Below are 25,750 nucleotides of genomic sequence, written 5' to 3'. Positions count from 1 at the left end.
CTCGCCCCGCCCCCCCCCCCCCCCCCCCCCCCCCCCCCCCCCCCCCCCCCCCCCCCCCCCCCCCCCGCCCCCCCCCCCCCACGGAGGTCAGCGCTCGCCGAGCTCCGGGTGCAGCTCCTGCAGCCGGGTGGTCAGGGCGGTGAGCTGCTCGCCGCCGGCCATGAGCCGGGTGAGGTCGTCGGCGTCGACGTCGGCGCGGGTGAGGTCGCCGGCCACCTGGCCGCGCGCCAGCAGCAGGAACCGGTCCCCGACCAGGTGGGCGTAGCGCGGGTTGTGCGTCACCAGGACGACGGCGAGACCGCGCGCCCGCGCACCGAGCACCGCCTGCCCGACCAGCGTGTGCTGCGCGATGGTCATCGGCTCGGTGGGCTCGTCGAGCACCAGCGCCCGGGCGCCGTAGTGGACCGCGCGGGCGATGGCGAGGCTCTGCCGGGCGCCGGGCTGCAGGGAGTTGACCGGCTGGTCGGGGTCGACGCCGGTGACGCCGACGCGCTCGAGCGCCCGCACGGTGGTCTCGCGGGCGGCGTCGACGTCGAGGCGGCGCAGCGGCCACCGCCCGCGGGTGGGCTCGGCGCCCAGACACAGGTTGCGCCACACCGACAGCAGCGGCGCGACGGCGAGGTCCTGCCACACCGTGGCGATGCCGGCCCCGCGCGCGTCCCGCGGGCCGCGGAAGCGCACCGGGGCGCCGTCGAGGAGCAGGTCGCCGTCGTCGTGCCGGCGCAGCCCCGACAGCACCGCCACCAGCGTCGACTTCCCGGAGCCGTTCTCCCCGAGGACGCAGGTGATCCGGCCGCCGTCGAGGGCGACGTCGACCCGGTCGAGCGCGGGCACCCCGCCGTAACGGACCGACAGCCGGCGCAGCTCCAGGACCGGGGGCGCGCTCACGCCCGTGCTCATGACCGCGGCGCGGCCCGCAGCCGGCCGCGCACCACCCCTCCGACCAGCAGCGCGACCAGCAGCAGCACGCCGAGCAGGACCTGCGACCAGCGCGGGTCCCAGCCCGACAGCTCCACCCCGCGGCGGGCGACGGCGTACAGCAGCGCGCCCACCGCCGCACCGGCCATCGAGCCGTAGCCGCCGGTGAGCAGGCAGCCGCCGATCACGGCCACGACGACGAAGTCGATCGCGGTGGCCAGCGACGGCGTCGCCGCGACGCTGGCCACCGGCACCAGGGCCAGCGTGCCCACCAGCCAGCCCGCGGCGGCGGTGAGCAGGAAGAGGACCAGCGTCGTGCGCCGGACCGGCACGCCGAGCTCGCGCGCCGCCCGCCGGGACCCGCCCATCGCCAGCACGTCGTTGCCGAAACGGGTGCGCCACAGCAGCCAGCCCGCGAGGGCGGTGACGGCGAGCCACCACAGCAGCGCGACCGGGAACACGCCGCCGCCGACCTCCACCGTCGACCCGAACAGCGCCGACGCCGACGACCACCCCGGCGCCTGGTCCAGGCCGGTGATGCGGGGGGCCCCGGCCACCAGCGGCAGCGCCGACACCGTCGTGCCCTGCACCACCAGCGCCGTGGCCAGGGTGACCAGGAAGCTCGGCAGCCCGGTGCGCACGACCAGCCAGCCGTTGGCCAGCCCCACGGCCAGCGAGGCGGCCAGCGAGACGGCCAGCGCCGGCCAGATGCCCCACTCCATCGGCCCGGCGAGCACCCCGGTGAGGGTGGCGCTCCCCACGGTGACCGTGCCGATCGACACGTCGAAGTGGCCGCCCACCAGCAGCAGCGCCACCATGACCCCGCCGATGCCCAGCAGCGCCGCCGCGTCGAGGACGCCGGCGAGCCCCTCCGGGGTGAGCAGCTCGGGCACCCGCACCCCGAAGACCACGACGACGACGGCGAGGCCGAGCACGGCGGCGGTGCTGGGCCGGGCGAGGACGCGGTCGACGACCCGCCGGCGCGGCGGTGCGACCCGTGTGAAGGGCAGCCGGTCGACGGTCACCGGGTCACCGGACAGGGGCGCAGCGGGGCCTCCTCGGGCTGGGGCCCTCCCAGTGTCCACGACGGCGACCCGGCCTGCCCCGGGGAGCGGGGGCCGTCAGGGACGCAGCCGCCAGCGGACGCGGTCGTCGGCGTACCAGGTCCACCGCGTCACCGGCCGCGGGAACACGACGCCGTCGCGGGTGACCTGCGCGGGGTCGCTGGCCAGCTGCAGCGCCCGGCCGGTGCTGCGCCGCGGCGGGCGCATGAGCTGCGGGGAGACGACGACGCGGATCGTGTCGACCGCGCCCCAGTCGGGCCGCACGTCGATGCGGGCGACCGTCCCGTCGGCGACCCGGGCGTCGTCGTGGTGGGCCTGCACGCCCAGTCGCGCGGCCAGTGGCAGGCGCCCGCGCTCGGCGGCCTCGTAGCGCCCGTGGTGCAGCAGCACCCCGCCGTGGTCGTCGCGCACCAGCGACAGCTCCCGCTCCCTCCCCGTGCCGATCCCCAGGTCGCGGGCCAGCCCCCGGGAGGAGGGGTCCTCGGCCGGCTCCCAGGACACCGGCACCTCGGCGGTCCGGCCGGCCCTGTGCAGCGCGGCGAGCACCGCCGACAGCGCCGGGACCGGCCCGCGCACGAGCAGCGCACCGGCGTCGGCCGCGCCCGAGACGGCGGCGCGCCCGGGCTCCTGCCCGGGCGCGAGACCGCGCAGGTCGAACTCGACGAGGGACATGCCGATACCCTGCCACCTGCCAGCCGGTCCACCGCCGGTGACGAGTCCTGAGGGGGACGACAGCGAGATGCCGGCAGTCGTGCTGATCGGCGCCCAGTGGGGCGACGAGGGCAAGGGCAAGGCCACCGACCTCCTCGGGGGCCGGGTGCCCTACGTGGTCCGCTACCAGGGGGGCAACAACGCCGGGCACACCGTCATCACCCCCGACGGCGAGCGCTACGCCCTGCACCTGATCCCGTCGGGCATCCTCACGCCCGGGTGCACCCCGGTGATCGGCAACGGCGTCGTCGTCGACCCGCAGGTGCTCATCGGGGAGCTCGCCGGGCTCGAGGAGCGCGGCGTGGACACCTCCCGGCTGGTGATCTCGGCCGACGCGCACCTGATCATGCCGCACCACCGGGCGCTGGACCGCGTCACCGAGCGGTTCCTCGGCAAGCGCAAGATCGGCACCACCGGCCGCGGCATCGGCCCCGCCTACGGCGACAAGGTGGCCCGCACCGGCATCCGGGTGGCCGACCTGCTCGACCTGTCGATCCTGCGGCAGAAGCTCGAGGGCACCCTGGTCGAGAAGAACCAGGTGCTGGTCAAGGTCTACAACCGCAAGGCCATCGACGTCGACGACGTGGTCGAGGAGTACGCCGGCTACGCCGAGCAGCTGCGGGACCGCATCGCCGACACCCGCCTGCTGCTGGCGAACGCGCTCGACGCCGGCGAGTGGGTGCTGCTGGAGGGCTCGCAGGGCACCCTGCTCGACGTCGACCACGGCACCTATCCGTTCGTGACGTCGTCGAACCCGACCGCGGGCGGGGCGGCCACCGGCAGCGGGATCGGCCCCACCCGCATCTCCCGCGTGGTCGGCATCCTCAAGGCGTACACGACCCGGGTGGGCTCGGGCCCGTTCCCGACGGAGCTGTTCGACGCCAACGGCGAGCACCTGCGCAAGGTCGGCGGCGAGGTCGGCGTCACCACCGGCCGCGACCGGCGCTGCGGCTGGTTCGACGCCGTCGTCGCCCGGTACGCCAGCCGGGTCAACGGGATCACCGACTACTTCCTCACCAAGCTCGACGTGCTCTCGGGCCTGGAGACGGTGCCGATCTGCGTCGCCTACGACGTCGACGGCGTCCGGCACGAGGAGATGCCGATGACGCAGACCGGCTTCCACCACGCCACCCCGGTCTACGAGGACATGCCGGGCTGGTTCGAGGACATCCGGCACTGCCGGTCCTTCGACGAGCTGCCGGCCAACGCGCAGGCCTACGTGCGCCGGCTGGAGGAGCTCTCGGGGGCGCGGATCAGCGTGATCGGGGTGGGTCCCGGGCGCGACGAGAACGTCGTCGTGCACGACCTACTCGACTGAGCCGCCACGATCAGGTGACCTGATCGTCGGGCGTCCTCCCGCACGTCCCACCGTGAGGGAGGACGCCGCACGATCAGGTCACCTGATCATCGGCGAGCCGTCCCGGGCGTCCCGGGCGTCAGGCGGTCAGGGCCCGCAGCGGCTGGGTGGCCTCCGAGTCCAGCTCCGCGCGGGCGGCGACGACGACGTCGGGGTTGTCGGTGATGACGCCGTCGACCCCGAGCGCGAGCAGCAGCCGGGCGGCGGACCGGACGTCACCGCCGGCGGCGGGGTCCTCGCTGCTGCGCAGCTGGCGCGGCAGGAACGCGTTCTCCGCGGCCAGCGTCCAGGGCACCACCCGCAGGTTCGCCGCGTGCGCCCGGCGGACCAGGTCGGAGACCCCGCGCAGCGCCCCCTCGGCGTCGCGCAGCAGGAGGTGGTCGACGCTGGGCGCGATGCCCTGGGCGTAGGTGGACACCGCGCGCAGGCCGGCGTTGGTCAGCAGGTGCTCGTCGGCGGCCGTGGTGTCGACCAGCTGGACCATCGTCGGGCCGTCGTCGCCGAGGTCGGCGCGCAGCCGGCGCAGCGCCGCGGCGTCGAAGGACTGCACGACCACGGTCCCGTCGGGGCAGGCGGCGTCGAGGCGGCGCAGCTCGGCGGCGACCAGCTCGGTCATCGGCTGGCCCCGCTCGGCCGACCAGGTCGGCTTCTTCAGCTCGGCCAGCACCCGCACCTGCCGCTGCGGCGTCGACCGGTGGCGGGCCAGCTCCACGACCTCCTCGAGGGTGAGCACGCCGAAGCGGCCGTCGTAGGCGGTGTTGAGCGGGCGCAGGTCGGGGTGGCGCTCGACGGCGCGCAGCGTGCGCAGCTCGGCGAGCGTGAAGTCCTCGGCGAACCAGCCGGTGCGCCGCTTGCGACCGACCCGCCGGGTGGTGCGGCGGTCGGCGAACTCCGGCCGGGTGGCGACGTCGGTGGTGCGCGAGAGCTCGTTCTCGTGCCGCACCACCAGCGCCCCGTCCCTCGAGACGACGATGTCGGGCTCGATGAGGTCGGCGCCCATGTCGATCGCGAGCTCGTAGCTCGCGGTGGTGTGCTCCGGCCGGTACGCGCAGGCGCCGCGGTGGCCGACGACGACGGGGCGCGGGGTCCGGGCAGCTGCGGGAGTCGCGAGCGACTCGGTCGCGTGCATGCCGTCCACAACACCCGAGCGAGGTGTCGGGATGGCGAACGCCGGCTGGCGCGTCGCCGAGAAATGGGAGGACACCGCGCTGACCTGCGCGGGACCATCCGCCGCGTGATGCATCTCTCGAGGATCGGCTGGTCGGCCGACCGAGCGGACCACCTGCCCCCCGGGACGTCACCCGGTCGGGTGACCCGCGTCGACCGCGGCCGGCTCACCGTCCTCACCGCCGACGGCGAGCGGCGGGTGCACCCCGCCGCGGCGCTGCACGACCCCGACGGCGTCGCCTCCCCGGCCGTGGGCGACTGGGTGGCGCTGCGCGGGGAGCTCGCCGTCGCCGTGCTGCCGCGGCGCTCGGCGTTCACCCGCACCGTCGCGGGGCGCACCTCCGCCGGGCAGGTGGTGGCCGCCAACCTCGACCTGGTGCTCGTCGTCGACGCGCTGGCCGGGCCGACGCGGGCGCGGCGGGTGGAGCGCTACCTCGCCGTCGCGTGGGCGAGCGGGGCGACGCCGGTCGTCGTGCTCACCAAGGCCGACCTGTGCGACGACGTCCCGGCCGCGGTGGCCGCGGTGGCCGAGGACGCGATCGGCGTCGACGTGCTCGCCGTCAGCGCGCACACCGGCGAGGGACTCGACGCGCTGCGGGCGCTGCTGGGCGAGGGCCGCACCGCGGCCATGGTCGGGCCCTCGGGGGTGGGGAAGTCCTCCCTGGCCAACGCGCTGGCCGGCGCCGAGGTGGCGCCGACGCGCGACGTCCGGGAGGCCGACGGCCGCGGCCGGCACACCACCACCTCCCGCGAGCTGCACCTGCTGCCCGGCGGCGGGCTGCTCGTCGACACCCCCGGCATGCGGGAGCTGGGCCTCTACGACGACGAGGGCGTCGACACCGCCTATGCCGACGTCGCCGAGCTGGCGGCGCAGTGCCGGTTCCGCGACTGCGAGCACCGCACCGAGCCCGGCTGCGCGGTCGCCGCCGCCATCGACGACGGCCGGCTCGACCCCGCCCGGCTGCTGGGCTGGCGCAAGCTGCAGGCCGAGGCCCGCCGGCAGGAGCTGCGCGCCGACGCCCGCGCCCGCGCCGCCGAGCACGCCCGCGTCCGCGCGCTGCACCGCGCGTACCGCTCGCAGCCGAACAGGGTGCGGTGAGCCTCGGGGAGGTCGCGCTCCGTGGCTGATACGTCCGGGTCAGGAGACGCGGACGAACCCCTGCCCGTCCCAGTGCCAGCGCACGGTGATCGGGATCGACGGGCCGCTGGCGTGGGAGTCCTCCGGCGCGTAGGCCTCCATGGCGGCGACGATGTCGCCGTCCCGGACCGACAACCCGGCCGGGTCGTAGAGCGGCGGCAGGCTCGTCGCCTCGCGCAGGGTGCGGGGACTGGGCAGCAGGCCCAGCCGCTCGCCGGACGCGGCGAACACCTGGACCTCCTCGACGACGCCGTTGGACGGCTGCGGCGAACACTGCAGCAGCACGACAGCATCCGGCTCGCCGTCCCCGTCGACGTCCCCCCGGGCCGAGGTCACCCACCGGACCTCGTAGTGGTCGTAGTACGGGGGCCGGCTCCCGTCGGCGGACACCCGCGCGGTCCCGCCGGTCAGCGTGACCGGGATGCCGTCCGGGACGATCCCGTCGCACGTCACGCGGTAGCTGGCTGCCCGCCAGTCCGGCCCCGTCGCCGGGGAACCGGCGGTGTCCCGACCACCGCCCGTGGCGGTGCAGCCGCCGAGCAGGCACCCCGCCACGCCCGCGGCCAGGAGCCGGAGCGGTGTCGCCGGCCGGTGTCCCGGCACCCTCCACGACGAGGACATCGGCCCATCCCCTCGGCCGGTCGTGCGGGGGCACCCCCCACCTCCGAGCGTGCCACCGGGAGGGCCGTCCCGGGCAGGGGAGCGCCCTCCGTCGGTAGGGTCGCCGTCCGTGCGCGTGCTCGTCGTCGGCTCCGGAGCCCGGGAGCACGCCCTGTGCGTCGCTCTGTCGTCCGATCCCGCGGTCACCGCGCTGGCCTGCGCCCCCGGCAACGCCGGCACCGCGCGGGTCGCCGAGGCCGCGCCGCTCGACGTCGCCGACCCGGTGGCGGTGGCGGCGCTGGCCACCGGCTGGCGCGCCGACCTCGTCGTCGTCGGCCCCGAGGTGCCCCTGGTCGCCGGCGCCGCCGACGCCGTCCGCGACGCCGGGATCGCGTGCTTCGGACCGTCGGCGCAGGCCGCGCAGATCGAGGGCAGCAAGTCCTTCGCCAAGCACGTGATGGCCGCCGCCGGCGTGCCCACCGCCCGCGCGTGGCCGGTCGGCGGGCCGGCGGAGTTGGAGACCGCGCTCGACGAGGCCCTGCATCTCGGGGCCGGGGCGCCGTACGTGGTCAAGGACGACGGGCTGGCGGCCGGCAAGGGCGTCGTCGTCACCACCGACCGGGACGCCGCCGTCGCCCACGGCCACCGCGTGCTCGACGCCGGGGGTGCGGTGCTGGTCGAGGAGTTCCTCGACGGCCCGGAGGTGTCTCTGTTCGCCGTCACCGACGGGACGACGGTGCTGCCGCTGCTGCCCGCGCAGGACGCCAAGCGCCGCGACGACGGCGACGCGGGCCCCAACACCGGCGGGATGGGCGCGTACGCGCCGCTGCCGTGGGCCCCGCCCGGGCTGGTCGACGAGGTGCTGTCAACGGTGTTGCAGCCGACGGTCGACGAGATGCGCCGCCGCGGCGAGCCGTTCTGCGGCCTGCTCTACGCCGGGCTGGCGCTGACCTCCCGGGGCGTGCGGGTGGTGGAGTTCAACGCCCGCTTCGGCGACCCCGAGACCCAGGTCGTGCTGCCGCTGCTGGAGACGCCGCTGGGCGGGCTGCTGCACGCCGCGGCCACCGGCACGCTCGCCGACCACCCGCCGCTGCGCTGGCGGTCCGGTGCCGCGGTCACCGTCGTCGTCGCCGCGCCCGGCTATCCGGAGGCCCCCCGCACCGGTGGCCCGGTGACCGGTGCCGACGGCGAGGGCGTGCTGCACGCCGGCACCGCCGTGGACGCCGGGGGCACGGTCCGCTCGGCCGGCGGGCGGGTGCTCGCGGTGACCGCGACCGGGCCCGACCTCGCCGCCGCCCGGCAGGGCGCCTACGAACGGGTGGCCGCCGTCCGGCTGGCCGGCGCGCACTGGCGCACCGACATCGCGCTGGCCGCCGTCGAGGGCCGGATCACGCTCCCGTAGCCGCCGGCCCGTCCTCCATCACCGCAGCGCGTCCACCCGCACTCCGCAGCGTCCTCCCTCACGTCCCACCGTCCGGGAGGACGCCCGACGATCAGGTCACCTGATCCCGGCGCGCCCCGCCTCAGCGGACGCCCACCGCCGGGCGGGCCCGCTCCGGGCGCGGCTCGGGCGGGCGCGGCCCCTCGTGCCGACGCGACAGGTAGGTGCCGGCCACGTTGGCGCAGGCCACCAGCGGGACCGCGATCAGCGCGCCGAAGATGCCCGCCAGGAGCACTCCGGCTGCGATCGCCAGCACGACGGCCAGTGGGTGCACGTGCACGGCCCTGCCCAGCAGCAGCGGCTGCAGCAGGTGCGCCTCGATCTGCATGACCAGGATGACGATCGCCAGGGCGATCAGGGCCTTCACCAGGCCGACGGAGACCAGCGCCACGAGCACCGCGATGGTGCCGGCGAGGAACGACCCGATGAGCGGGATGAACGCGCCCAGGAAGACCAGCGCGGCCAGCGGGACCACCAGCGGGACGCCCAGGATCGCCAGGCCGATGCCGATGCCGACGGCGTCGAAGGCCGCGACGACGACGGTGGCGCGGACGTAGGAGATCAGCGTGCGCCACGAGCGGCGAGCGGCCTCGTCGAGGTAGGGGCGCGAGTCGCGCGGGAACAGGCCCACCAGCCACAGCCAGATGGACCGGCCGTCCTTGAGGAAGAAGAACAGCGTGAACAGCGTCAGGACGATGCCGGTGAACACCTCGCCGACCGTGGCGGCCGTGGTGAGCGCCCCGCTGGCGAGCGTCTCCTGGTTGGTGGTGAAGAAGTCCTGCACCTGGGTCAGCGCCTCGTCGATCTGCCGCTGGGTGACCGGGAAGGTCTCGACGACGAAGTCGCGGATCTGGTCGAGCCCCTCGGTGACCTGGTCGGCGAGGTCGGTGAAGCCGGCGGTCACCTGCTGGACGACCATCGTGATGATCCCGGCCACCACTCCCAGCCCGACCAGCAGCATGAGGGTGGCGGCGAGCGACCGTGGCCAGCCGTGCCGGATCAACGCGGCCGCACCGGGCTGGAACAGGGCCGCCAGCAGCAGCCCGACCATCACCGGGACGAGGACGACGGCGACGTGGGAGGCCACGTACAGCAGGACGTACAGGCCGGCCAGGACGGCGATCAGCCGCCACGACCACGCGGCCGCCGTGCGCAGGCCGCTGGGCACCGCGGCGTCACCGTGCGGCGGGTCGTACCCGGGCCCGAGCAGCCGCCGGGTGCGCTCGGCGGGCCGGTGCGGCCGGCCCCCCTCGGGCGGACCGCTCACCCCGCCGGGGGCCAGCGGCCCGTCGAGGTCGGGGGCGCCGGGCTCGGGGCTGCCCAGCGGCGGGTCGCCGTCGGGCGGGCACTCGTCGGGGACGGCGTCGGTGCCGGTGTCGTGCACCAGGATCGCCCGGTCGTCGTCGCGCGGGGACCAGGTGTACGGGTCGCGCTCGCTCGCGGTCCGGATGCGCTCGCGCGCCCGGGCGACCAGGTGGGTGGCCCGTCGCAGCATCGCCAGGTCCTTCCGCGGGAGTGGGGGCCGTACGCGATCACGCTAGCCCTGCGGGAGGATGCCCCCGTGCTGCGACGACCTGACCGTGGACGAACCGACCGGGTGCGGGCGGTACCCGCGTGATCGACCGCTACACGCTCCCCGAGATGGGCCGGGTCTGGAGCGACGAGCACAAGTACGAGCTCTGGTGCCGGGTGGAGACGCTGGTGCTCGAGGCGCACGCGGCCGCGGGGCGGGTGCCGGCGGAGGTGGTGCAGCCGGTGCGCGACGCCCCGCCCCCGACCCCGGCCCGCGTGGCGGAGATCGAGGAGACGACGCAGCACGACGTCATCGCCTTCCTCACCGCGTGGGCCGACAACACCGAGCCGCGGTCGGCCGCGGCGTACGTGCACCACGGCATGACGTCGTCGGACCTGCTCGACACCGCGCTGGCCGTGCAGCTGACCGAGGCCACCGACGTGCTGCTGGCCAAGGCCGACCGGCTGGTGGCGGCGCTGCGCGACCACGGCCTGGCGCACCGCGCGACGCTCCGGGTCGGCCGCACCCACGGCGTGCACGCCGAGCCGGTCGTGTGGGGGCACCGGGTCGCCGACCTCGCCTTCGCCGCGGCCCGCTCCCGCGACCGGCTGCGCGCGGCCCGCGAGCGCGTCGGCGTCGTCGCGATCTCCGGCGCCGTCGGCACGTACTCGCTCATCGACCCGTCGGTCGAGGTCGCCGTCGCCCAGGCGCTGGACCTGCGGCCGGCCGACGCCTCGACCCAGGTGGTCATCCGCGACTCGATCAGCGAGTGGGTCGCGGCGCTCGCGGTGATCGCCACGGTGTGCGAGGCGGTCGCGCTGGAGGTGCGGCACGGGCAGCGCACCGAGGTGCGGGAGCTGTCGGAGGCCTTCGGCTCCGGCCAGAAGGGCTCCAGCGCGATGCCGCACAAGAAGAACCCGATCCGCTCGGAGCGGATCGCCGGGCTCGCGCGGGTGGTGCGCGCTGCCGTCGTCCCGGTGATGGAGGGCATCCCGCTGTGGCACGAGCGCGACATCTCGCACTCCTCCACCGAGCGGGTCTTCCTCCCCGACGCCGCCATCACCACCGACTACCTGCTGCACCTGACCACCGGCCTGGTGGAGGGCCTCGTCGTCGACGCCGACCGGATGCGGGCCAACCTCGACCTCACCGGCGGGCTGATCTACACCTCCGCCGTCCTGCTGGAGCTCGTCGAGTCGGGGCTGTCGCGGGAGGACGCCTACGCCCTGGTGCAGGGCGCGGCCATGGAGACGTGGAACGGCGGCACGCCGTTCCGGGAGACGCTGCGGTCCCGCGCGGCCGCCTCCGGGGTCGCCCTCGACGAGGCGCGGCTGGACGAGATCTGCCGGCCCGAGGGCTACGTGCGCAACCTCGGCCCGCTGTTCGACCGGCTGGCCGCGCTGTCGTGACCCTCGACCTGCCCCTCGTCGCGCGCGGCAAGGTCCGCGAGGTCTACGACGCCGGGCCGGGGCGGCTGCTGCTCGTGGCCTCCGACCGGATCTCGGCCTACGACCACGTGCTGCCGACGCCGATCCCGGACAAGGGGCGGGTGCTCACCCAGCTGTCGGTCTGGTGGTTCGAGCAGCTCGCCCCGGTGCTCGACGCGTTCGGCGCCGCCCACCACCTGCTGTCGGCCACCGACGTGCCGGCCGCCGTGGCCGGCCGGGCGGTGCTGGTGCGGCGGCTGGAGATGCTGCCGGTGGAGTGCGTGGCCCGCGGCTACCTGGCCGGCTCGGGGACGGCGGAGTACACGCGCACCGGCTCGATCCGCGACGTGCCGCTGCCCCCGGGGCTGGTCGAGGGGTCGCGGCTGCCCGAGCCGGTGTTCACGCCGTCGACCAAGGCCGCCGCCGGCGAGCACGACGAGGCGATCGACTTCGCGCGCGTCGAGTCGCTGGTGGGCGCCGCCCGGGCCGCGGAGCTGCGCGAGCTGACGCTGGCGCTGTACCGCCGCGGCGCCGAGATCGCCGCGGGTGCGGGGATCCTGCTGGCCGACACGAAGGTCGAGTTCGGGCTGGCCGACGACGGGGGGCTGGTGCTCGGCGACGAGGTGCTCACGCCCGACTCGTCCCGCTTCTGGCCGGCGGCGTCGTGGTCGCCGGGCTCGCCGCAGCCGTCGTTCGACAAGCAGTACGTCCGCGACTGGCTGACCTCCTCGGGCTGGGACCGCGTCTCGCCCCCGCCCGCGCTGCCCGACGACGTCGTCGCCGCCACGCGGGAGCGATACGTCGCCGCCTACGAGCAGCTCACGGGCACTACCTTCCGCTGACGTGTCCTCGACGCGCGCCGGTACCAGCTACCGCTCGGGAGGGTCGGGCGGCGACCTGCTGCTCCTGCTGCACGGGCTGGGGGCCACCGGCGCGGTGTGGGACCGGCTGCTGCCGCTGGTCGAGCGCTCCTGGCCCGGCTCCTGGGCGGTGCCGGACCTGCGCGGGCACGGGGCCTCCCTCGCGGAGCCGCCCTACGGGTACGCGGTCCACGCCGCCGACGTGGCCGCGGTGGCGGTGGCCTCCGGCGCCGAGCGGGTCACCGTGCTCGGGCACTCCTTCGGCGGCGTCGTCGGCGCGGTGCTCGCCGGCGGCTGGTACGGCGTCGAGGTGGACCGGGTGGTCGCCGTCGGCGTCAAGATCGAGTGGACGCCCGAGGAGGAGGCCGGCGCCCGCCGTCTCGCCTCCCGTCCCCCGCAGGTGTTCGCCACGCGGGAGGAGGCGGTCGAGCGGCACCTGCGGCTGGCCGGGCTGACCGGGCTCGTGGACCCGTCCTCCGAGGTGGCCGCCGCCGGCGTCCGGGAGGTCGACGGCGGCTGGACGCCGGCTCTCGACCCGCGCGCGTTCGGCGCCGTCGGCCCGCCGGTCGAGGAGGTGCTGTCCCGCGCGCGGGCGCCGCTGCGGCTGGCGGCCGGCTCGGCGGACCCGATGGTGGGTCTGCCCGCGATGCGGCGGATCGACCCCGGCGCGGTGCTGATCGAGGGCGCCGGCCACAACGCGCACTGGGAGGACCCCGACGCCGTCTGGCGCCTCGTCGTCGCCTGACCTCTCACCGCGAGATCGGCGGTCTCGTTGCCATCAGCCGCTGATCGCCACGAGACCGCCGATCTCGCGGGAGGGGCCTGTGGACGACGGGAGCGGGACGCGTGCCGTTCGCGCCAGAGTGCGCGGGTGCCGACCCGTCGTGTCCGATCCCGTCTCACCGGGCCCGCGACCCGGGCGCAGGCGCTCGACGCCGGCGTCCGCGACTGGCAGCTGCGACACGCCGACGTCGAGCGCCTCTCCCGCGACACCTACCTGCCGCGTGCGATGTCCGGCGAGGTGCGCTCCCGGCTCGCCGCCGTCCTGCTGACCGCGCCGCCCGGAGCCGCGGCCAGTCACACCACCGCCGCGGTCCTCTGGGACGTCGAGGTCCCGCTGCAGGACCGCTCCGACCGGCGGGTCGACGTGACCGTCCCGATGAGCTCCCGGTCGGGGAGCCGCCGCGACCGCCGGGTGCACAGGACGCCCCTGCCGGCGGCGGACGTGACCCGGCGTGGCGCGATGCCCGTCACCACGCCGGAGCGGACGTGGCGCGACCTCGCCGGCGTGCTGCAGCCGCCGGCCCTGCTCGCCGTGACCGACCAGTTCCTCGACCGCTGGGTGTCGCGGGCCGACCTCGAGCGCCAGCTGGCCCGACGGCCGACCGGCCGCGGGTCGGCCCGCGCCCGCGCCGTCCTGCCGGTCGCCGACCCGCGCGCGGAGTCCCCGATGGAGTCGGTGCTGCGGTGGCTGGTGCACGCCGCGGGTCTGCCCGACCCGGTCCTGCAGCACGTCGTCCGCGACGGCGCCGGACGGCAGCTCGGCCGCGCGGACCTGGCCTGGCCCGACCGGCGGGTGATCGTCGAGTTCGACGGCGACGTCCACCGCGACCGCGACGTCTTCGTCGGGGACGTGCGCCGGCAGAACCGCCTGGTCGCGGCCGGCTGGACCGTGCTCCGCTTCACCTCGGCCGACGTCCTCGGGCGCCCGGACGAGGTGATCGCGGAGATCCGCCGGGCGCTGCGCTGACGAGATCGGCGGTCTCGTGGCCATCGAGCGCTGATGGCCACGACAGCGCCGATCTCGGCCACCGCGCGGGCCCCGGTACGCTCGGGAGCCGTGCCTCAGGTGGTCGTGGACGTCGTCCTCAAGCCCGAGATCTCCGACCCGCAGGGGCAGGCGGTGCTCGGCGCACTCGGCCGCCTCGGCCACACGCAGGTCACCGGGGTCCGCCAGGGCAAGCACTTCGTCCTCGACGTCGAGGGCACCCCCGACCGGGCCGAGCTCGAGCAGATCGCCGAGACGCTGCTGGCCAACCCGGTCATCGAGGACGTCGAGCTGCACCTGCCGGGGGCCTGAGCCGTGCGCATCGGGGTCATCACCTTCCCGGGCTCCCTCGACGACGTCGACGCCGCCCGCGCGGTGCGTCTCGCCGGCGCCGAGCCGGTCGTCCTCTGGCACGCCGACCACGACCTGCGGGACGTCGACGCCGTCGTCCTGCCCGGCGGCTTCTCCTACGGCGACTATCTGCGCGCCGGCGCCATCGCCGCCCGGTCGCCGCTGGTGCAGGACGTCGTGCAGGCCGCCCGGGACGGCCTCCCGGTGCTCGGCATCTGCAACGGCTTCCAGGTGCTGTGCGAGGCGGGCCTGCTGCCCGGCGCGCTCACCCGCAACAGCCACCTGCACTTCCGCAACCGCGACCAGCGGCTGCGCATCGAGCGGGCCGACACCGCCTGGACGCAGGCCTACGCGCCCGGCCAGGAGATCGTCGTCCCGGTCAAGAACGGCGAGGGCCGCTACGTCGCCGCACCGGCCGACCTCGAGCGGCTCGAGGGCGAGGGCCGGGTCGCCGTCCGCTACGTCGGTGGCAACCCCAACGGCAGCCTCCGCGACATCGCCGGGGTCACCAGCGCCGACGGCCGGGTGGTCGGGCTGATGCCCCACCCCGAGCACGCCGTCGAGGAGCTCACCGGGCCCTCCACCGACGGGCTGCCCTTCTTCACCAGCGTGCTGCAGTCGGTCGTGGGCGCATGAGCGTCGACACGGTCGAGGTCGCCGCGAAGACCCCCGACGACGAGCAGCCCTGGGCCGAGCTGGGCCTCAAGAGCGACGAGTACGCGCGCATCCGCGACATCCTGGGCCGCCGGCCCACCACCGCCGAGCTGGCCATGTACTCGGTCATGTGGAGCGAGCACTGCTCCTACAAGAGCTCGAAGGTGCACCTGCGCCGCTTCGGTGACCTGCCGCGCGGTGAGCACCTGCTCGTCGGCATCGGCGAGAACGCCGGCGTGGTCGACGTCGGCGACGGCTACGCCGTCACCTTCAAGGTCGAGTCGCACAACCACCCGAGCTACGTCGAGCCCTACCAGGGCGCGGCCACCGGCGTCGGCGGCATCGTCCGCGACATCCTCACCATGGGCGCCCGACCGGTCGCCGTCATGGACTCGCTGCGGTTCGGTCGCGCCGACGCCCCCGACACCGCCCGCGTGCTGCCCGGCGTCATCGCCGGGGTCGGCGGCTACGGCAACTGCCTGGGCCTGCCCAACATCGGCGGCGAGCTGCTCTTCGACGACTGCTACACCGGCAACCCGCTGGTCAACGCGCTGTGCGTCGGCGTCATGCGGCACGAGGACGTGCGGCTGGCCAAGGCCGAGGGCGTGGGCAACAAGGTCGTCCTCTTCGGCGCCCGCACCGGCGGCGACGGCATCGGCGGCGTGAGCGTGCTGGCCAGCGAGACCTTCGACGAGCAGGGCCCGGCCAAGCGGCCGAGCGTGCAGGTCGGCGACCCGTTCACCGAGAAGCTGCTCATCGAGGCGTGCCTGGAGATCTTCGCCGCCGACCTGGTCACCGGCATCCAGGACCTCGGCGGCGCCGGGCTGTCCTGCGCGACGTCGGAGCTGGCCAGCGCCGGCACCGGCGGCATGCACGTCGACCTCGACCGCGTCCCGCTGCGCGACAGCACCCTGACGCCGGCCGAGATCCTGATGAGCGAGTCGCAGGAGCGCATGTGCGCGATCGTCGAGCCGGGCAAGGTCGAGCAGTTCCTCGCGGTCTGCCGGAAGTGGGACGTGCTGGCCACCGTCATCGGTGAGGTGACCGACGGCGACCGGCTCACCGTCGACTGGCACGGCGAGCGGATCGTCGACGTCCCGCCGCGCACCGTCGCCCACGAGGGCCCGGTGTACGAGCGGCCGATGCAGCGCCCCGCCGACCTCGACGACCTGCGGGCCGACGACCCCGCCGCGCTGCCCCGCCCGCAGACGCCCGAGGAGCTGGCCGCGCACTGGCTCGCCGTCGTCGCCAGCCCCGACGGCGCGGACAAGACCTGGGTCACCGAGCAGTACGACCGCTACGTCCGCGGCAACACCGTGCTCGCCCAGCCCGACGACGCCGGGGTGGTCCGCATCGACGAGGACACCCACCGCGGCATCGCGCTGAGCCTCGACGGCAACGCCCGCTTCGCCCGCCTGGACCCCTACGCCGGCGCGCAGCTGAACCTGGCCGAGGCCTACCGCAACGTCGCCGTCAGCGGCGCCCGGCCGCTGGCGGTCACCAACTGCCTGAACTTCGGCTCCCCGGAGGAGCCCGAGGTCATGTGGCAGTTCGCCGAGGCCGTCCGCGGCCTGGCCGACGCCTGCCGCGACCTGGGGCTGCCGGTCACCGGCGGCAACGTGAGCCTCTACAACCAGACCGGCGACGTCGCGATCAACCCGACGCCGGTCATCGGCGTCCTCGGCGTGCACGACGACGTCCGCACCCGGGTGCCCACCGGCTGGCGGGCCGACGGCGAGACGGTGCTGCTGCTCGGCGAGACCCGGCCGGAGTTCGGCGGGTCGGCCTGGGCGAGCGTCGTCCACGGCCACCTCGGCGGGCGGCCACCGGCCGTCGACCTGGAGGCCGAGCGGGTGCTCGGCGAGCTGCTCGGCGCGCTGGCCCGCGAGGGGCTGCTCACCTCCGCCCACGACCTCGCCGACGGCGGCCTCGCGCAGGCGCTCGCGGAGTCGGCGCTGCGGTACGGCGCCGGCGCGACGCTGCGCCTGGGGGACGACCCCTTCACCGCGCTGTTCAGCGAGTCCGGCGCCCGGGCCGCCGTCACCACGACCGACCCCGAGGCGGTGCGCACCACCGCCGAGTGGGCCGGGGTGGCCGTGACCGAGCTCGGCACCACCGGCGGGGACGCGCTCACCGTCGACGGCGTCGCCGAGCTCCCGCTGGCCGAGCTGCGCGCCGCCTGGACGGCCACCCTGCCCGCGCTGTTCGGCACGCCCGAGGCCACCGTGGGCACGGTGCCGGCGGGCGCCGTCCCGACCAGCTGATGCCGGCGCAGCAGCCGATCCCCGCCGACGAGCTGCGCGCCGCCGTCGACGCGGTCCGCCCGTGGCTGACCGGGGAGGCCGAGCAGCCGTCGCGGCCGCTGCTGGGCGCGGCGGTGAAGACCAGCGCCCGATGGCTGGCCCAGCAGGTCCCCGGCCGTTCGGTGGAGCTGCGAGTGCCGCCGCACGTCGCCGTCCAGCTGGTGCCCGGGCCGCGGCACACCCGCGGCACCCCACCGAACGTCGTCGAGACCGACGCGGCCACCTGGCTGCGGCTGGCCACCGGCGAGCTGGGCTGGGCCGAGGCCGTCGCCGACGGGCGGGTCAGCGCCAGCGGCAACCGCGCCGATCTGTCAGCGCACCTGCCCCTGCCGCCCCTGCGCCGGTCCTGATCCGTGGCCTTCCGCGGCAGTGGCCGGCGGGGTCAGCCGGTGAAGAGGGTGAGTGCCGTCTTCACCGTCTGGTACAGGCCGTAGGCCAGCGGGACGCCGACCAGCGTCCACGCGAACGCGATCAGCCCGGTGGGCGTGTGCACGGGCTGCTGCCCGTTGGCGGACTGCTCGTTCGAGATCGACGTGCTCATCGGGTGGCGCTCCGTTCGCGGGTCGCGGTGGTGGCCGGGGCGGCGTCGTGGCGCGGCTCGTGCCACTTGCTGGCCACCGGGCGCACCAGCAGGTTGGCGACGAACCCGACGGCGAGCAGGCCGACCATGATGAACAGCGCCGGCCGGTAGTTGGCCGCCACCAGGCTGCCGGGCTCGCCCTGGGTGTCGAGGACGCTGTTGACGATCAGCGGACCGGCGATCCCGGCGGCCGACCAGGCGGTGAGCAGCCGGCCGTGGATGGCGCCCACCTGGTAGGTGCCGAACAGGTCGCGCAGGTAGGCCGGGATGGTGGCGAACCCGCCGCCGTAGAAGGAGATGATCACCGCGGCGAGCAGCACGAACACCCAGGTGGCGCTGCTGCCGATGGTGGCCAGCGCGACGTAGAGCAGCAGGCCGACGCCCAGGTAGACCATGTAGATCGGCTTGCGGCCGATGTAGTCCGACGTCGAGGACCACACGAACCGGCCCGCCATGTTGAACAGCGACAGGACGCCGACGAAGCCGGCCGCGGCGGTGGCGGCGACCGTCGAGGTGTCCCCGGAGCGGAAGAAGTCCTGGATCATCGGCGCGGCCTGCTCGAGGATGCCGATGCCCGCGGTGACGTTGCAGAACAGCACGGTCCACAGCAGCCAGAACTGCGGCGTCTTGACGGCGTTGCGGGCCGAGACGCTCTCCGTGGTGACCAGCGCCTTCTGCTTGACCGTGGACGGGTCGAAGCCGGCCGGCTTCCAGCCCTCGGCGGGCACCCGGACGATGAAGGCGCCGAACATCATGAAGACCAGGTAGACGGCGGCGAAGGTGAAGAAGAGCGCGGCGACGGCGCTGCCGTCGGGGACCGTGCCGGCGGTGCCGTCGTAGCCCGGGTCGTACCAGCTCATCAGCTGCCGGGACAGCGGCGAGGCGATGAGCGCACCGCCGCCGAAGCCCATGATCGCCATGCCGGTGGCCAGACCCGGGCGGTCGGGGAACCACTTGATCAGCGTGGAGACCGGCGAGATGTAGCCGATGCCCAGACCGATGCCGCCGATGACGCCGTAGCCGAGGTAGAGCAGCCACAGCTGGCCGGTGGCGATCCCGAGCCCGCCGACGAGGAAGCCGGTGACCCAGAAGCAGGCCGCGGTGAACATCGCCGCGCGCGGCCCGTTGCGGTCGACCCACGTCCCGAACAGCGCGGCCGACAGGCCGAGCATGACGATGGCGATGGAGAAGACGATGCCGATCGCCGTCTGGGTCGTCTCGAAGTGCTCGACGAGGGCGGTCTTGTAGACGCTCGTGGCGTACGCCTGACCGATGCACAGGTGCACCGCCAGGGCCGCCGGCGGGATGAGCCAGCGGTTGAAGCCGGGTCGGGCGACGATGCGCTCTCGCCGCAGGAAGCCGGGTAGCGCCACGGTGACCTCCGCTCGGTCGGCACGGCCGGCCCCCGCACGGGTCCTGACCAGTCGAGAACGCTACGTCGGTGTCCCGGAACCCGCGCGTCGAGCGGGTCCTGACCAGCGGGAGCGGCGCCCGTAGGGTCAGCGCATGGCCTACGAGGTGAGGGGCGTGGTCGCCCGCAGCAAGGGTGCTCCCGTGACCGTCGAGACGATCGTCGTGCCCGATCCCGGGCCCGGGGAGGCCGTCGTCGACGTGCAGGCCTGCGGGGTGTGCCACACCGACCTGCACTACCGCGAGGGCGGCATCAACGACGAGTACCCGTTCCTGCTCGGCCACGAGGCCGCCGGCGTCGTCTCCGCCGTCGGCGAGGGCGTCACCAACGTCGCCGTCGGCGACTTCGTGGTCCTGAACTGGCGGGCCGTCTGCGGGCAGTGCCGCGCCTGCCTCAAGGGGCAACTCCAGTACTGCTTCGACACGCACAACGCCGCCCAGCAGATGACGCTGGCCGACGGCACCGCGCTGTCGCCGGCGCTGGGCATCGGCGCCTTCGCGGAGAAGACGCTGGTGTACTCCGGGCAGTGCACGAAGGTCGACCCCGCCACCCCGGCCACCGCCGCCGGGCTGCTCGGCTGCGGCGTGATGGCCGGCGTCGGCGCCGCGATCCACACCGGCGGCGTGCAGCGCGGCGAGAGCGTCGCGGTCTTCGGCTGCGGCGGCGTCGGGGACGCCGCCATCGCCGGGGCGAAGCTGGCCGGGGCGACGACGATCGTGGCCGTCGACGTCGACGACCGGAAGCTGGCGTGGGCGGAGGCGTTCGGCGCCACCCACACCGTCAACTCCCGCACCACCGACCCGGTCGAGGCGATCAAGGGCGTCACGAACGGGTTCGGCGTCGACGTCGCCATCGACGCCGTGGGCCGCCCGGAGGTGTTCACCCAGGCCTTCTACGCCCGCGACCTGGCCGGCCGCGTCGTGCTGGTCGGGGTGCCGACGCCGGACATGCAGCTGACCCTGCCGATGATCGAGCTGTTCGGCCGCGGCGGGGCGCTGAAGTCCTCCTGGTACGGCGACTGCCTGCCCAGCCGCGACTTCCCGCTGCTGGCCGACCTCTACCGGCAGGGCCGCTTCCCGCTGGCCGACTTCGTCACCGAGACGGTCGGCCTCGAGGACGTCGAGGCCGCGTTCGAGAAGATGCACAGGGGCGACGTGCTGCGTTCCGTGGTCGTGCTCTGATGGCCGTCCGCATCGAGAAGACCGTCGTCTCCGGGGTGTTCAGCCTCGACGGGCAGGACTTCGACGTCGACAACAACGTCTGGCTCGTCGGCGACGACGACGAGGTGCTCGTCATCGACGCCCCGCACCGCGCCGAGCCGATCGTCGAGGCCATCGGCGGGCGGCGGGTGACGGCGATCGTGCTCACCCACGGGCACAACGACCACATCACCGCCGCCGTCGACCTGCGGGAGGCCACCGGCGCGCCGATCTGGTTCCACCCCGCCGACACGATGCTGTGGGACGTGGTGCACCCCCAGGCCCGCCCCGACGAGGCGCTCGCCGAGGGCACCCGGTTCCGGGTGGCCGGCACGGGCCTGACCGCGCTGCACACCCCCGGTCACTCGCCGGGCAGCACCTGCCTGCACGCGCCCGACCTGGCCGCGGTGTTCACCGGGGACACGCTCTTCTCCGGCGGGCCGGGCGCCACCGGCCGCTCGTTCAGCGACCACCCGACGATCGTGCGGTCGATCCGCGCCAAGCTGCTGACCCTGCACGGCGACACCGTCGTGCACACCGGGCACGGCGAGGACACCCGCATCTCCGCCGAGATCGGCACCGTCCGGTAGGACGGTGGTCAGGCGGGACCGGCGTCCCGCTTCGCGCCGTCCTCGCCGGGCCGGTCGTCCCGGGCCGACGACTCGTCCTGGGCCGAGGACCGCTCCAGGCGCTGGCGGATCGCCGCGACGTTGAGCGCGAGGTCCTCCAGCGCCTCGACGGCGCGGGTGGCGAGGGCGAACGTGAGGTTCTCGCGTCGCTCACCGGGGCTGGGCTCGCGGTGGCGCTCCCACGGGGCCGAGCCCCGCTCGGTCGCTCGCGCCCAGGGGTCCTCACCCCCGCGCGGCTGGTCGAACAACCCGCGCAGCATCCGCTGCGCCATCTCGAGGAACTCCTGCGGGTCGGGCCGGTCGCTGCTCATGCTCGGATCCTCTCCAGTGCGTGCCGACGGTCAACGCGCCGGACCCCGCCCGGGGTTCCACCGGCCTCCGGGCCGGCCCGATCTCACGCCGCCGTGGTGACGGTCACGGCGCGGTCGGCGGGTGGCACGCCGTCGCCGCGTAGGCTCGGGGGGTGCCTCGCGGTGACGGACGGCTGACGCACGCCCTCGATCCCTCCGCTCCCGGTCCCCAGGACGCCTGCGGCGTCTTCGGTGTCTGGGCGCCGGGGGAGGAGGTCGCGAAGCTGGCCTACTTCGGCCTGTACGCGCTCCAGCACCGCGGGCAGGAGGCGGCCGGCATCGCGGTCTCCGACGGCGCGTCGGTCGTCGTCTACAAGGACCTCGGGCTGGTCAGCCAGGTGTTCGACGAGGCGACGCTGGGCAGCCTGCGCGGCCACCTCGCCGTCGGCCACACCCGGTACTCCACCACCGGGTCCTCCACCTGGGAGAACGCCCAGCCGACGTTCCGCACCACCGACGCCGGCACCGGCCTGGCGCTGTGCCACAACGGCAACCTGGTCAACACCGCCGAGCTCGCCAGCCGGGCCGCCGACGCCGGCGTCCCCGGCGCGTTCACCGCGAGCACCGACTCCGACCTGGTCACCTCGCTGATCGCCGCCCGGCCGGACATGAGCGTCGAGGCCGCGGCCATGGAGGTGCTCCCGCAGCTGCGCGGCGCGTTCAGCCTCACCTTCATGGACGAGGACACCCTCTACGCCGCGCGCGACCCGCAGGGCGTGCGCCCGCTCGTGCTCGGCCGGCTCGAGCGCGGCTGGGTCGTGGCCAGCGAGACCGCGGCGCTGGACATCGTGGGTGCCTCCGTCGTCCGCGAGGTCGAGCCCGGCGAGCTGCTCGCCATCGACGAGAACGGGCTGCGAAGCCAGCACTTCGCCGCCGCCGAGCCCAAGGGCTGCGTCTTCGAGTACGTCTACCTCGCCCGTCCCGACACCACGATCGGCGGCCGCAGCGTGCACGCCGCCCGCGTGGAGATCGGCCGCCGGCTGGCCCGGGAGCACCCGGCCGACGCCGACCTGGTCATCCCGGTGCCGGAGTCGGGCACCCCGGCCGCGGTCGGGTACGCCGAGGCCAGCGGCATCCCCTACGGCCTGGGCCTGGTCAAGAACTCCTACGTCGGGCGCACCTTCATCCAGCCGTCGCAGACCATCCGGCAGCTGGGCATCCGGCTCAAGCTCAACCCGCTGCGCGACGTCATCCGCGGCAAGCGGCTGGTCGTCGTCGACGACTCGATCGTGCGGGGCAACACCCAGCGCGCGCTGATCCGCATGCTGCGCGAGGCCGGGGCGGTCGAGGTGCACGTGCGGATCTCCAGCCCGCCGGTGAAGTGGCCGTGCTTCTACGGCATCGACTTCGCCAGCCGCGCCGAGCTGGTGGCCAACGGCCTCGACGTCGACGGCGTGCGCGCCTCCATCAACGCCGACTCCCTCGGCTACGTCTCCGAGCAGGGGCTGGTCGCCGCCACCGAGCAGCCGGCCACCCGGCTGTGCACCGCCTGCTTCAGCGGCGACTACCCGATCCCGCTCGGTGAGGCCGGGGTGCTGGGCAAGCACGTGCTGGAGGGCATCGGCCGCCGGGTCGACGACGCCCGCTCGGTCAGCGGCTGGACCGGCCGGCAGGCCGGCAGCCCCACGGTGTCCGGCGGTGCCGACGACGCCCTGACCCGTCCGTGAGCGGTCGTCCGTGAGCGCGGGGGAGTTCACCTACGCGGCGTCCGGCGTCGACATCGACGCCGGTGAGCGGGCGGTCACCCTCATGCGGACCGCGGTCGAGCGGACCCGCCGTCCGGAGGTCGTGGGCGGCCTGGGCGGCTTCGCCGGCCTGTTCGCGCTGGACACCGCCCGCTACCGGCGGCCGCTGATCGCCTCGTCCACCGACGGCGTCGGCACCAAGATCGCGCTCGCGCGGCGGCTGGACCGGCACGACACCGTGGGCATCGACCTGGTCGCGATGGTCGTCGACGACCTGGTGGCCTGCGGCGCGGAACCGCTGTTCCTGCAGGACTACGTGGCCGTCGGCCGGGTCGTGCCCGAGCGGGTGGCCGCGATCGTCACCGGCATCGCGGCCGGCTGCGAGCAGGCCGGGGCCGCGCTGGTCGGCGGGGAGACCGCCGAGCACGGCGACCTGATGCACGCCGACGAGTACGACCTGGCCGCCACCGCGGTCGGCGTCGTGGAGGCCGACGCCGTGCTGGGCCCCGAGCGGGTCCGCGAGGGCGACGTGGTGGTCGCGATGGCCGCCAGCGGCTTCCACTCCAACGGCTACTCGCTGGTGCGCCGGGTGGTGTCGGCCGCCGGTCTGGACCTCGCCGCCACGCCCGCGGGACTCGACCGCCCGCTGGGCGACGTGCTGCTCGAGCCCACCCGCATCTACGCCCTGGACTGCCTGGCGCTCGTCACCGAGCTCGGCGTCGAGGGCGTGCACGCGTTCGCGCACGTCACCGGGGGCGGGCTGGCCGGCAACACCGCGCGGGTGGTGCCCGACGGGCTGGCGGCCGTGCTCGACCGCGGCACCTGGGCGCTGCCCGCGGCGGTGGCGCTGCTCGAGGAGCACGGCGTGCCGCGCGCGGAGTCCGAGCGGGCGTTCAACTGCGGCGTCGGCATGGTCGCCGTCGTCGCGGCCGAGGCGGCCGACGCCGCGGTCGGGTTGCTCACCGCCCGCGGCGTGCCGGCGTGGGTCGCCGGCACCGTGGGCGTCGGCGACACCGGCGCACGCCTGGTGGGCAGCTACCGCTGACGAAGGACCCCGGTCCCCCTCACCCCTCGCGAGCTCGGGGCGAGCCTCTGGACCGGGGCCGAGCCGGCGGGGAGCCGACCGTCAGCGACTGGCCGCCCAGTCGTCGTCGTCGGCGTCGTCGGCCCACCGGTCGGTGTACTCGTCGTCGTCCTCGTCGTCGTCCTTGGCCGCCGGAGCGGTGTACGTCGACGGTGAACCGGCCAGCTCGCGCTGCAGCGCGGAGAGGTCGGTGTTGGGTGAGCTGTACTTGAGCTCACGGGCCACGCGTGTCTGCTTGGCCTTCGCTCGGCCGCGCCCCATCGGCTCGACCCCCTCGTAACGGAGAACGGGAGCCCAGCTCACGGGCTGGACGGCCCGCGTGGCGACCCCGACTGAGTGACTGTGTCTTGACCAAGACTACGACACGAGACGGACGCGGGCACGGGTCGTCCCCCTGCCGTCCCCCGACGGGGTCGTGGTACCGGGCACGCGGTAGTCAGGCCGGCTGTGACGGTCCGTGCGTCCGGGACCCCCGAGAGGCGGCGACACACAGCCGGTCCGCCCACGAGGTCGGCGACGCGGCTGTGGTGCACGTCACAGCACTAGCTTTCCGTGGCCGGTCAGGCGGCAGCACCGGGGGTCCTCGTCCGGAGGACGGCCCTGCCGGGCCGGCGCCGAGTCGATCGGAGGACGGCGATGTCACGTCGATCACCACGGGCCGTTGCGCTCACCCTGGGGTGTGCCGCTGCCCTGTTCGCCCTCGCCGCACCCGCCCAGGCGGCGCCCACGGCGCCGCTGTCCGGGGCCATCTTCACCACGGACGCCAGCGGGAACCCCGTGAACCTGAACATCTACGCGGCCAAGGAGGACGTCTACCTCAACGGCGGGCCGGGCGTCAACGCGCCCGACGACGCCGCCGGGCTGCCCGCGGGCACGTACAGCTTCCAGGTGACCGACCCGTCCGGGAAGACGCTGCTGTCCACCGACCCCGTCTCGTGCCGGCAGTTCACCGTGGACGAGAGCGGCGTCATCACCAGCGTGACCCCGAGCGGTGCGTGTGCCCACGTGACAGGCGCCTCGACCGAGGACGGCGGCCTCACGGTGCAGCTGTTCCCGTACCTCGACACCCCCAACAACGGCGGCGTCTACAAGGTGTGGGTCAGCCCGACCGAGCTGCTCGACTGCACGGCGCCGGGCAACAAGAACTGCTTCGTCCCGCGCTACAGCAAGACGGACAACTTCAAGGTCCGCAACGACGTGCCGATCGAGATCGACACGCGCTTCTCGCGGCACGGGCAGGCCGGCTACATCGACGGTCTGGCGGTGACGTGGTTCGACACCCTCGGGGCGAGCAACGTCAAGTTCTCCGAGTACGCCCCGGCCCTCCTCGCGTTCCACGAGGCGCACGTCGAGGCCGCCGAGCCGGGGACCCACACGATCGTGGTCTCCGACCAGGCCGGCTGCACGATCGTCGACGCGCACGGCCCGGACGGGGTCACCTACACCCCGCAGAACGGCACGGTGACGGTGACGGTCAAGGTCGGTAACAACGTGCGGAAGTCGGCGACCTACTTCGTCGACGTCCACTGCGCGTGACCTG

General features: G+C 75.1%; 26 protein-coding genes. 16 read left to right on the top strand and 10 right to left on the bottom strand.

Annotated features, from left to right (window positions below; translation table 11 throughout):
* Positions 1-87: 87 nt before the first annotated feature.
* The 3 genes from ACI780_RS09330 to ACI780_RS09320 all read right to left on the bottom strand — a co-directional run bounded on the left by ACI780_RS09330 (position 88) and on the right by ACI780_RS09320 (position 2,654).
* Positions 88-888 (bottom strand): ATP-binding cassette domain-containing protein, encoded by an 801-nt coding sequence (locus ACI780_RS09330; protein ID WP_457002396.1) that lies wholly within the window; start codon positions 886-888, stop codon positions 88-90.
* Between the two features lie 8 nt (positions 889-896).
* Entirely contained in the window at positions 897-1,943 is a 1,047-nt protein-coding gene (locus ACI780_RS09325) for an ABC transporter permease (RefSeq protein WP_456869997.1), read from the bottom strand.
* A 96-nt stretch (positions 1,944-2,039) separates the two neighbouring features.
* Positions 2,040-2,654: a hypothetical protein gene (locus ACI780_RS09320; protein WP_457002394.1), complete on the bottom strand. Its 615-nt coding sequence runs from the start codon at positions 2,652-2,654 to the stop codon at positions 2,040-2,042.
* Positions 2,655-2,721: 67 nt separating this feature from the next.
* Between ACI780_RS09320 and ACI780_RS09315 the strand changes: the two genes are divergently transcribed.
* Positions 2,722-4,011 carry an adenylosuccinate synthase gene (locus ACI780_RS09315; RefSeq protein WP_457002392.1) on the top strand — a complete coding sequence of 430 codons (1,290 nt, stop codon included), beginning with the start codon at positions 2,722-2,724 and terminating at the stop codon, positions 4,009-4,011.
* 118 nt (positions 4,012-4,129) lie between these two features.
* Here ACI780_RS09315 and ACI780_RS09310 read toward each other — a convergent pair whose 3' ends face one another.
* Positions 4,130-5,179: a glycerophosphodiester phosphodiesterase family protein gene (locus ACI780_RS09310; protein ID WP_457002390.1), complete on the bottom strand. Its 1,050-nt coding sequence runs from the start codon at positions 5,177-5,179 to the stop codon at positions 4,130-4,132.
* Between the two features lie 180 nt (positions 5,180-5,359).
* Here ACI780_RS09310 and rsgA point away from each other — a divergent pair, with 180 nt between their 5' ends.
* Entirely contained in the window at positions 5,360-6,316 is a 957-nt protein-coding gene (rsgA, locus tag ACI780_RS09305) for a ribosome small subunit-dependent GTPase A (protein ID WP_456870001.1), read from the top strand.
* Positions 6,317-6,355: 39 nt separating this feature from the next.
* Here the strand turns inward: rsgA and ACI780_RS09300 are convergent, their stop codons facing one another.
* Positions 6,356-6,808 carry a hypothetical protein gene (locus tag ACI780_RS09300; protein ID WP_456870002.1) on the bottom strand — a complete coding sequence of 151 codons (453 nt, stop codon included), beginning with the start codon at positions 6,806-6,808 and terminating at the stop codon, positions 6,356-6,358.
* Between the two features lie 277 nt (positions 6,809-7,085).
* Between ACI780_RS09300 and purD the strand changes: the two genes are divergently transcribed.
* Positions 7,086-8,357, top strand: a complete 1,272-nt coding sequence (gene purD / locus ACI780_RS09295; protein WP_457002387.1) for a phosphoribosylamine--glycine ligase — start codon at positions 7,086-7,088, stop codon at positions 8,355-8,357.
* 121 nt (positions 8,358-8,478) lie between these two features.
* Here the strand turns inward: purD and ACI780_RS09290 are convergent, their stop codons facing one another.
* Positions 8,479-9,891 carry an AI-2E family transporter gene (locus tag ACI780_RS09290; RefSeq protein WP_456873133.1) on the bottom strand — a complete coding sequence of 471 codons (1,413 nt, stop codon included), beginning with the start codon at positions 9,889-9,891 and terminating at the stop codon, positions 8,479-8,481.
* Between the two features lie 119 nt (positions 9,892-10,010).
* Here ACI780_RS09290 and purB point away from each other — a divergent pair, with 119 nt between their 5' ends.
* The 8 genes from purB to ACI780_RS09250 all read left to right on the top strand — a co-directional run bounded on the left by purB (position 10,011) and on the right by ACI780_RS09250 (position 17,622).
* Entirely contained in the window at positions 10,011-11,318 is a 1,308-nt protein-coding gene (gene purB, locus ACI780_RS09285) for an adenylosuccinate lyase (RefSeq protein ID WP_457002384.1), read from the top strand.
* On the top strand, positions 11,315-12,178 hold the full coding sequence (locus ACI780_RS09280; RefSeq protein ID WP_456873131.1) for a phosphoribosylaminoimidazolesuccinocarboxamide synthase: 864 nt from the start codon (positions 11,315-11,317) through the stop codon (positions 12,176-12,178). Before purB ends, ACI780_RS09280 begins: the two co-directional genes overlap by 4 nt.
* 1 nt (position 12,179) lies before the next feature.
* Positions 12,180-12,941 carry an alpha/beta fold hydrolase gene (locus ACI780_RS09275; protein ID WP_457002382.1) on the top strand — a complete coding sequence of 254 codons (762 nt, stop codon included), beginning with the start codon at positions 12,180-12,182 and terminating at the stop codon, positions 12,939-12,941.
* 126 nt (positions 12,942-13,067) lie between these two features.
* Positions 13,068-13,946 (top strand): DUF559 domain-containing protein, encoded by an 879-nt coding sequence (locus tag ACI780_RS09270; protein WP_457002380.1) that lies wholly within the window; start codon positions 13,068-13,070, stop codon positions 13,944-13,946.
* A 90-nt stretch (positions 13,947-14,036) separates the two neighbouring features.
* Entirely contained in the window at positions 14,037-14,276 is a 240-nt protein-coding gene (purS, locus tag ACI780_RS09265) for a phosphoribosylformylglycinamidine synthase subunit PurS (RefSeq protein ID WP_457002378.1), read from the top strand.
* Between the two features lie 3 nt (positions 14,277-14,279).
* On the top strand, positions 14,280-14,951 hold the full coding sequence (gene purQ / locus ACI780_RS09260) for a phosphoribosylformylglycinamidine synthase subunit PurQ (RefSeq protein WP_457002376.1): 672 nt from the start codon (positions 14,280-14,282) through the stop codon (positions 14,949-14,951).
* A complete protein-coding gene (gene purL, locus ACI780_RS09255; protein WP_457002374.1) occupies positions 14,948-17,233 on the top strand; it encodes a phosphoribosylformylglycinamidine synthase subunit PurL in 2,286 nt (761 codons plus the stop codon). Before purQ ends, purL begins: the two co-directional genes overlap by 4 nt.
* Positions 17,233-17,622: a sterol carrier family protein gene (locus tag ACI780_RS09250; RefSeq protein ID WP_456873125.1), complete on the top strand. Its 390-nt coding sequence runs from the start codon at positions 17,233-17,235 to the stop codon at positions 17,620-17,622. Before purL ends, ACI780_RS09250 begins: the two co-directional genes overlap by 1 nt.
* Before the next feature lie 32 nt (positions 17,623-17,654).
* Here ACI780_RS09250 and ACI780_RS09245 read toward each other — a convergent pair whose 3' ends face one another.
* Together ACI780_RS09245 and ACI780_RS09240 are read right to left on the bottom strand one after the other, a co-directional pair.
* On the bottom strand, positions 17,655-17,813 hold the full coding sequence (locus ACI780_RS09245; protein WP_457002371.1) for an MFS transporter small subunit: 159 nt from the start codon (positions 17,811-17,813) through the stop codon (positions 17,655-17,657).
* On the bottom strand, positions 17,810-19,225 hold the full coding sequence (locus ACI780_RS09240; protein ID WP_457002369.1) for an OFA family MFS transporter: 1,416 nt from the start codon (positions 19,223-19,225) through the stop codon (positions 17,810-17,812). Before ACI780_RS09240 ends, ACI780_RS09245 begins: the two co-directional genes overlap by 4 nt.
* A gap of 133 nt (positions 19,226-19,358) precedes the next feature.
* On the opposite strand from ACI780_RS09240, the gene ACI780_RS09235 reads away from it, so the two are divergent.
* Together ACI780_RS09235 and ACI780_RS09230 are read left to right on the top strand one after the other, a co-directional pair.
* Positions 19,359-20,444 carry an S-(hydroxymethyl)mycothiol dehydrogenase gene (locus ACI780_RS09235; RefSeq protein ID WP_457002367.1) on the top strand — a complete coding sequence of 362 codons (1,086 nt, stop codon included), beginning with the start codon at positions 19,359-19,361 and terminating at the stop codon, positions 20,442-20,444.
* Positions 20,444-21,052 carry an MBL fold metallo-hydrolase gene (locus ACI780_RS09230; protein ID WP_457002365.1) on the top strand — a complete coding sequence of 203 codons (609 nt, stop codon included), beginning with the start codon at positions 20,444-20,446 and terminating at the stop codon, positions 21,050-21,052. The genes ACI780_RS09235 and ACI780_RS09230 overlap by 1 nt, the downstream gene beginning before the upstream one ends.
* An 8-nt stretch (positions 21,053-21,060) precedes the next feature.
* On the opposite strand, the gene ACI780_RS09225 is transcribed toward ACI780_RS09230, so the two are convergent.
* Positions 21,061-21,402: a hypothetical protein gene (locus ACI780_RS09225; RefSeq protein WP_456869423.1), complete on the bottom strand. Its 342-nt coding sequence runs from the start codon at positions 21,400-21,402 to the stop codon at positions 21,061-21,063.
* 152 nt (positions 21,403-21,554) lie between these two features.
* Here ACI780_RS09225 and purF point away from each other — a divergent pair, with 152 nt between their 5' ends.
* Positions 21,555-23,108 carry an amidophosphoribosyltransferase gene (purF, locus tag ACI780_RS09220; protein WP_456869422.1) on the top strand — a complete coding sequence of 518 codons (1,554 nt, stop codon included), beginning with the start codon at positions 21,555-21,557 and terminating at the stop codon, positions 23,106-23,108.
* Between the two features lie 10 nt (positions 23,109-23,118).
* Entirely contained in the window at positions 23,119-24,171 is a 1,053-nt protein-coding gene (gene purM / locus ACI780_RS09215; RefSeq protein WP_457002363.1) for a phosphoribosylformylglycinamidine cyclo-ligase, read from the top strand.
* Between the two features lie 81 nt (positions 24,172-24,252).
* Here the strand turns inward: purM and ACI780_RS09210 are convergent, their stop codons facing one another.
* On the bottom strand, positions 24,253-24,471 hold the full coding sequence (locus ACI780_RS09210; protein WP_075013130.1) for a DUF3073 domain-containing protein: 219 nt from the start codon (positions 24,469-24,471) through the stop codon (positions 24,253-24,255).
* A 516-nt stretch (positions 24,472-24,987) separates the two neighbouring features.
* Between ACI780_RS09210 and ACI780_RS09205 the strand changes: the two genes are divergently transcribed.
* Entirely contained in the window at positions 24,988-25,746 is a 759-nt protein-coding gene (locus ACI780_RS09205) for a hypothetical protein (protein ID WP_457002361.1), read from the top strand.
* The last annotated feature ends 4 nt before the right edge of the window (positions 25,747-25,750 follow it).

The sequence above is a fragment of the Geodermatophilus sp. SYSU D00814 genome, from assembly GCF_054050055.1.
The sequence above is the reverse complement of the archived record's forward strand: the minus strand, read 5'-3'. Positions and strand labels throughout refer to the sequence as shown.

Coding starts and splice junctions, on each gene's coding strand:
- ACI780_RS09320 (WP_457002394.1), bottom strand. CDS start 2,654: ATGTCCCTCGTCGAGTTCGACCTGCGCGGTCTCGCGCCCGGGCAGGAG.
- ACI780_RS09315 (WP_457002392.1), top strand. CDS start 2,722: ATGCCGGCAGTCGTGCTGATCGGCGCCCAGTGGGGCGACGAGGGCAAG.
- ACI780_RS09310 (WP_457002390.1), bottom strand. CDS start 5,179: ATGCACGCGACCGAGTCGCTCGCGACTCCCGCAGCTGCCCGGACCCCG.
- ACI780_RS09290 (WP_456873133.1), bottom strand. CDS start 9,891: ATGCTGCGACGGGCCACCCACCTGGTCGCCCGGGCGCGCGAGCGCATC.
- purL (WP_457002374.1), top strand. CDS start 14,948: ATGAGCGTCGACACGGTCGAGGTCGCCGCGAAGACCCCCGACGACGAG.
- ACI780_RS09250 (WP_456873125.1), top strand. CDS start 17,233: ATGCCGGCGCAGCAGCCGATCCCCGCCGACGAGCTGCGCGCCGCCGTC.
- ACI780_RS09245 (WP_457002371.1), bottom strand. CDS start 17,813: ATGAGCACGTCGATCTCGAACGAGCAGTCCGCCAACGGGCAGCAGCCC.
- ACI780_RS09235 (WP_457002367.1), top strand. CDS start 19,359: ATGGCCTACGAGGTGAGGGGCGTGGTCGCCCGCAGCAAGGGTGCTCCC.
- ACI780_RS09230 (WP_457002365.1), top strand. CDS start 20,444: ATGGCCGTCCGCATCGAGAAGACCGTCGTCTCCGGGGTGTTCAGCCTC.
- ACI780_RS09225 (WP_456869423.1), bottom strand. CDS start 21,402: ATGAGCAGCGACCGGCCCGACCCGCAGGAGTTCCTCGAGATGGCGCAG.
- ACI780_RS09210 (WP_075013130.1), bottom strand. CDS start 24,471: ATGGGGCGCGGCCGAGCGAAGGCCAAGCAGACACGCGTGGCCCGTGAG.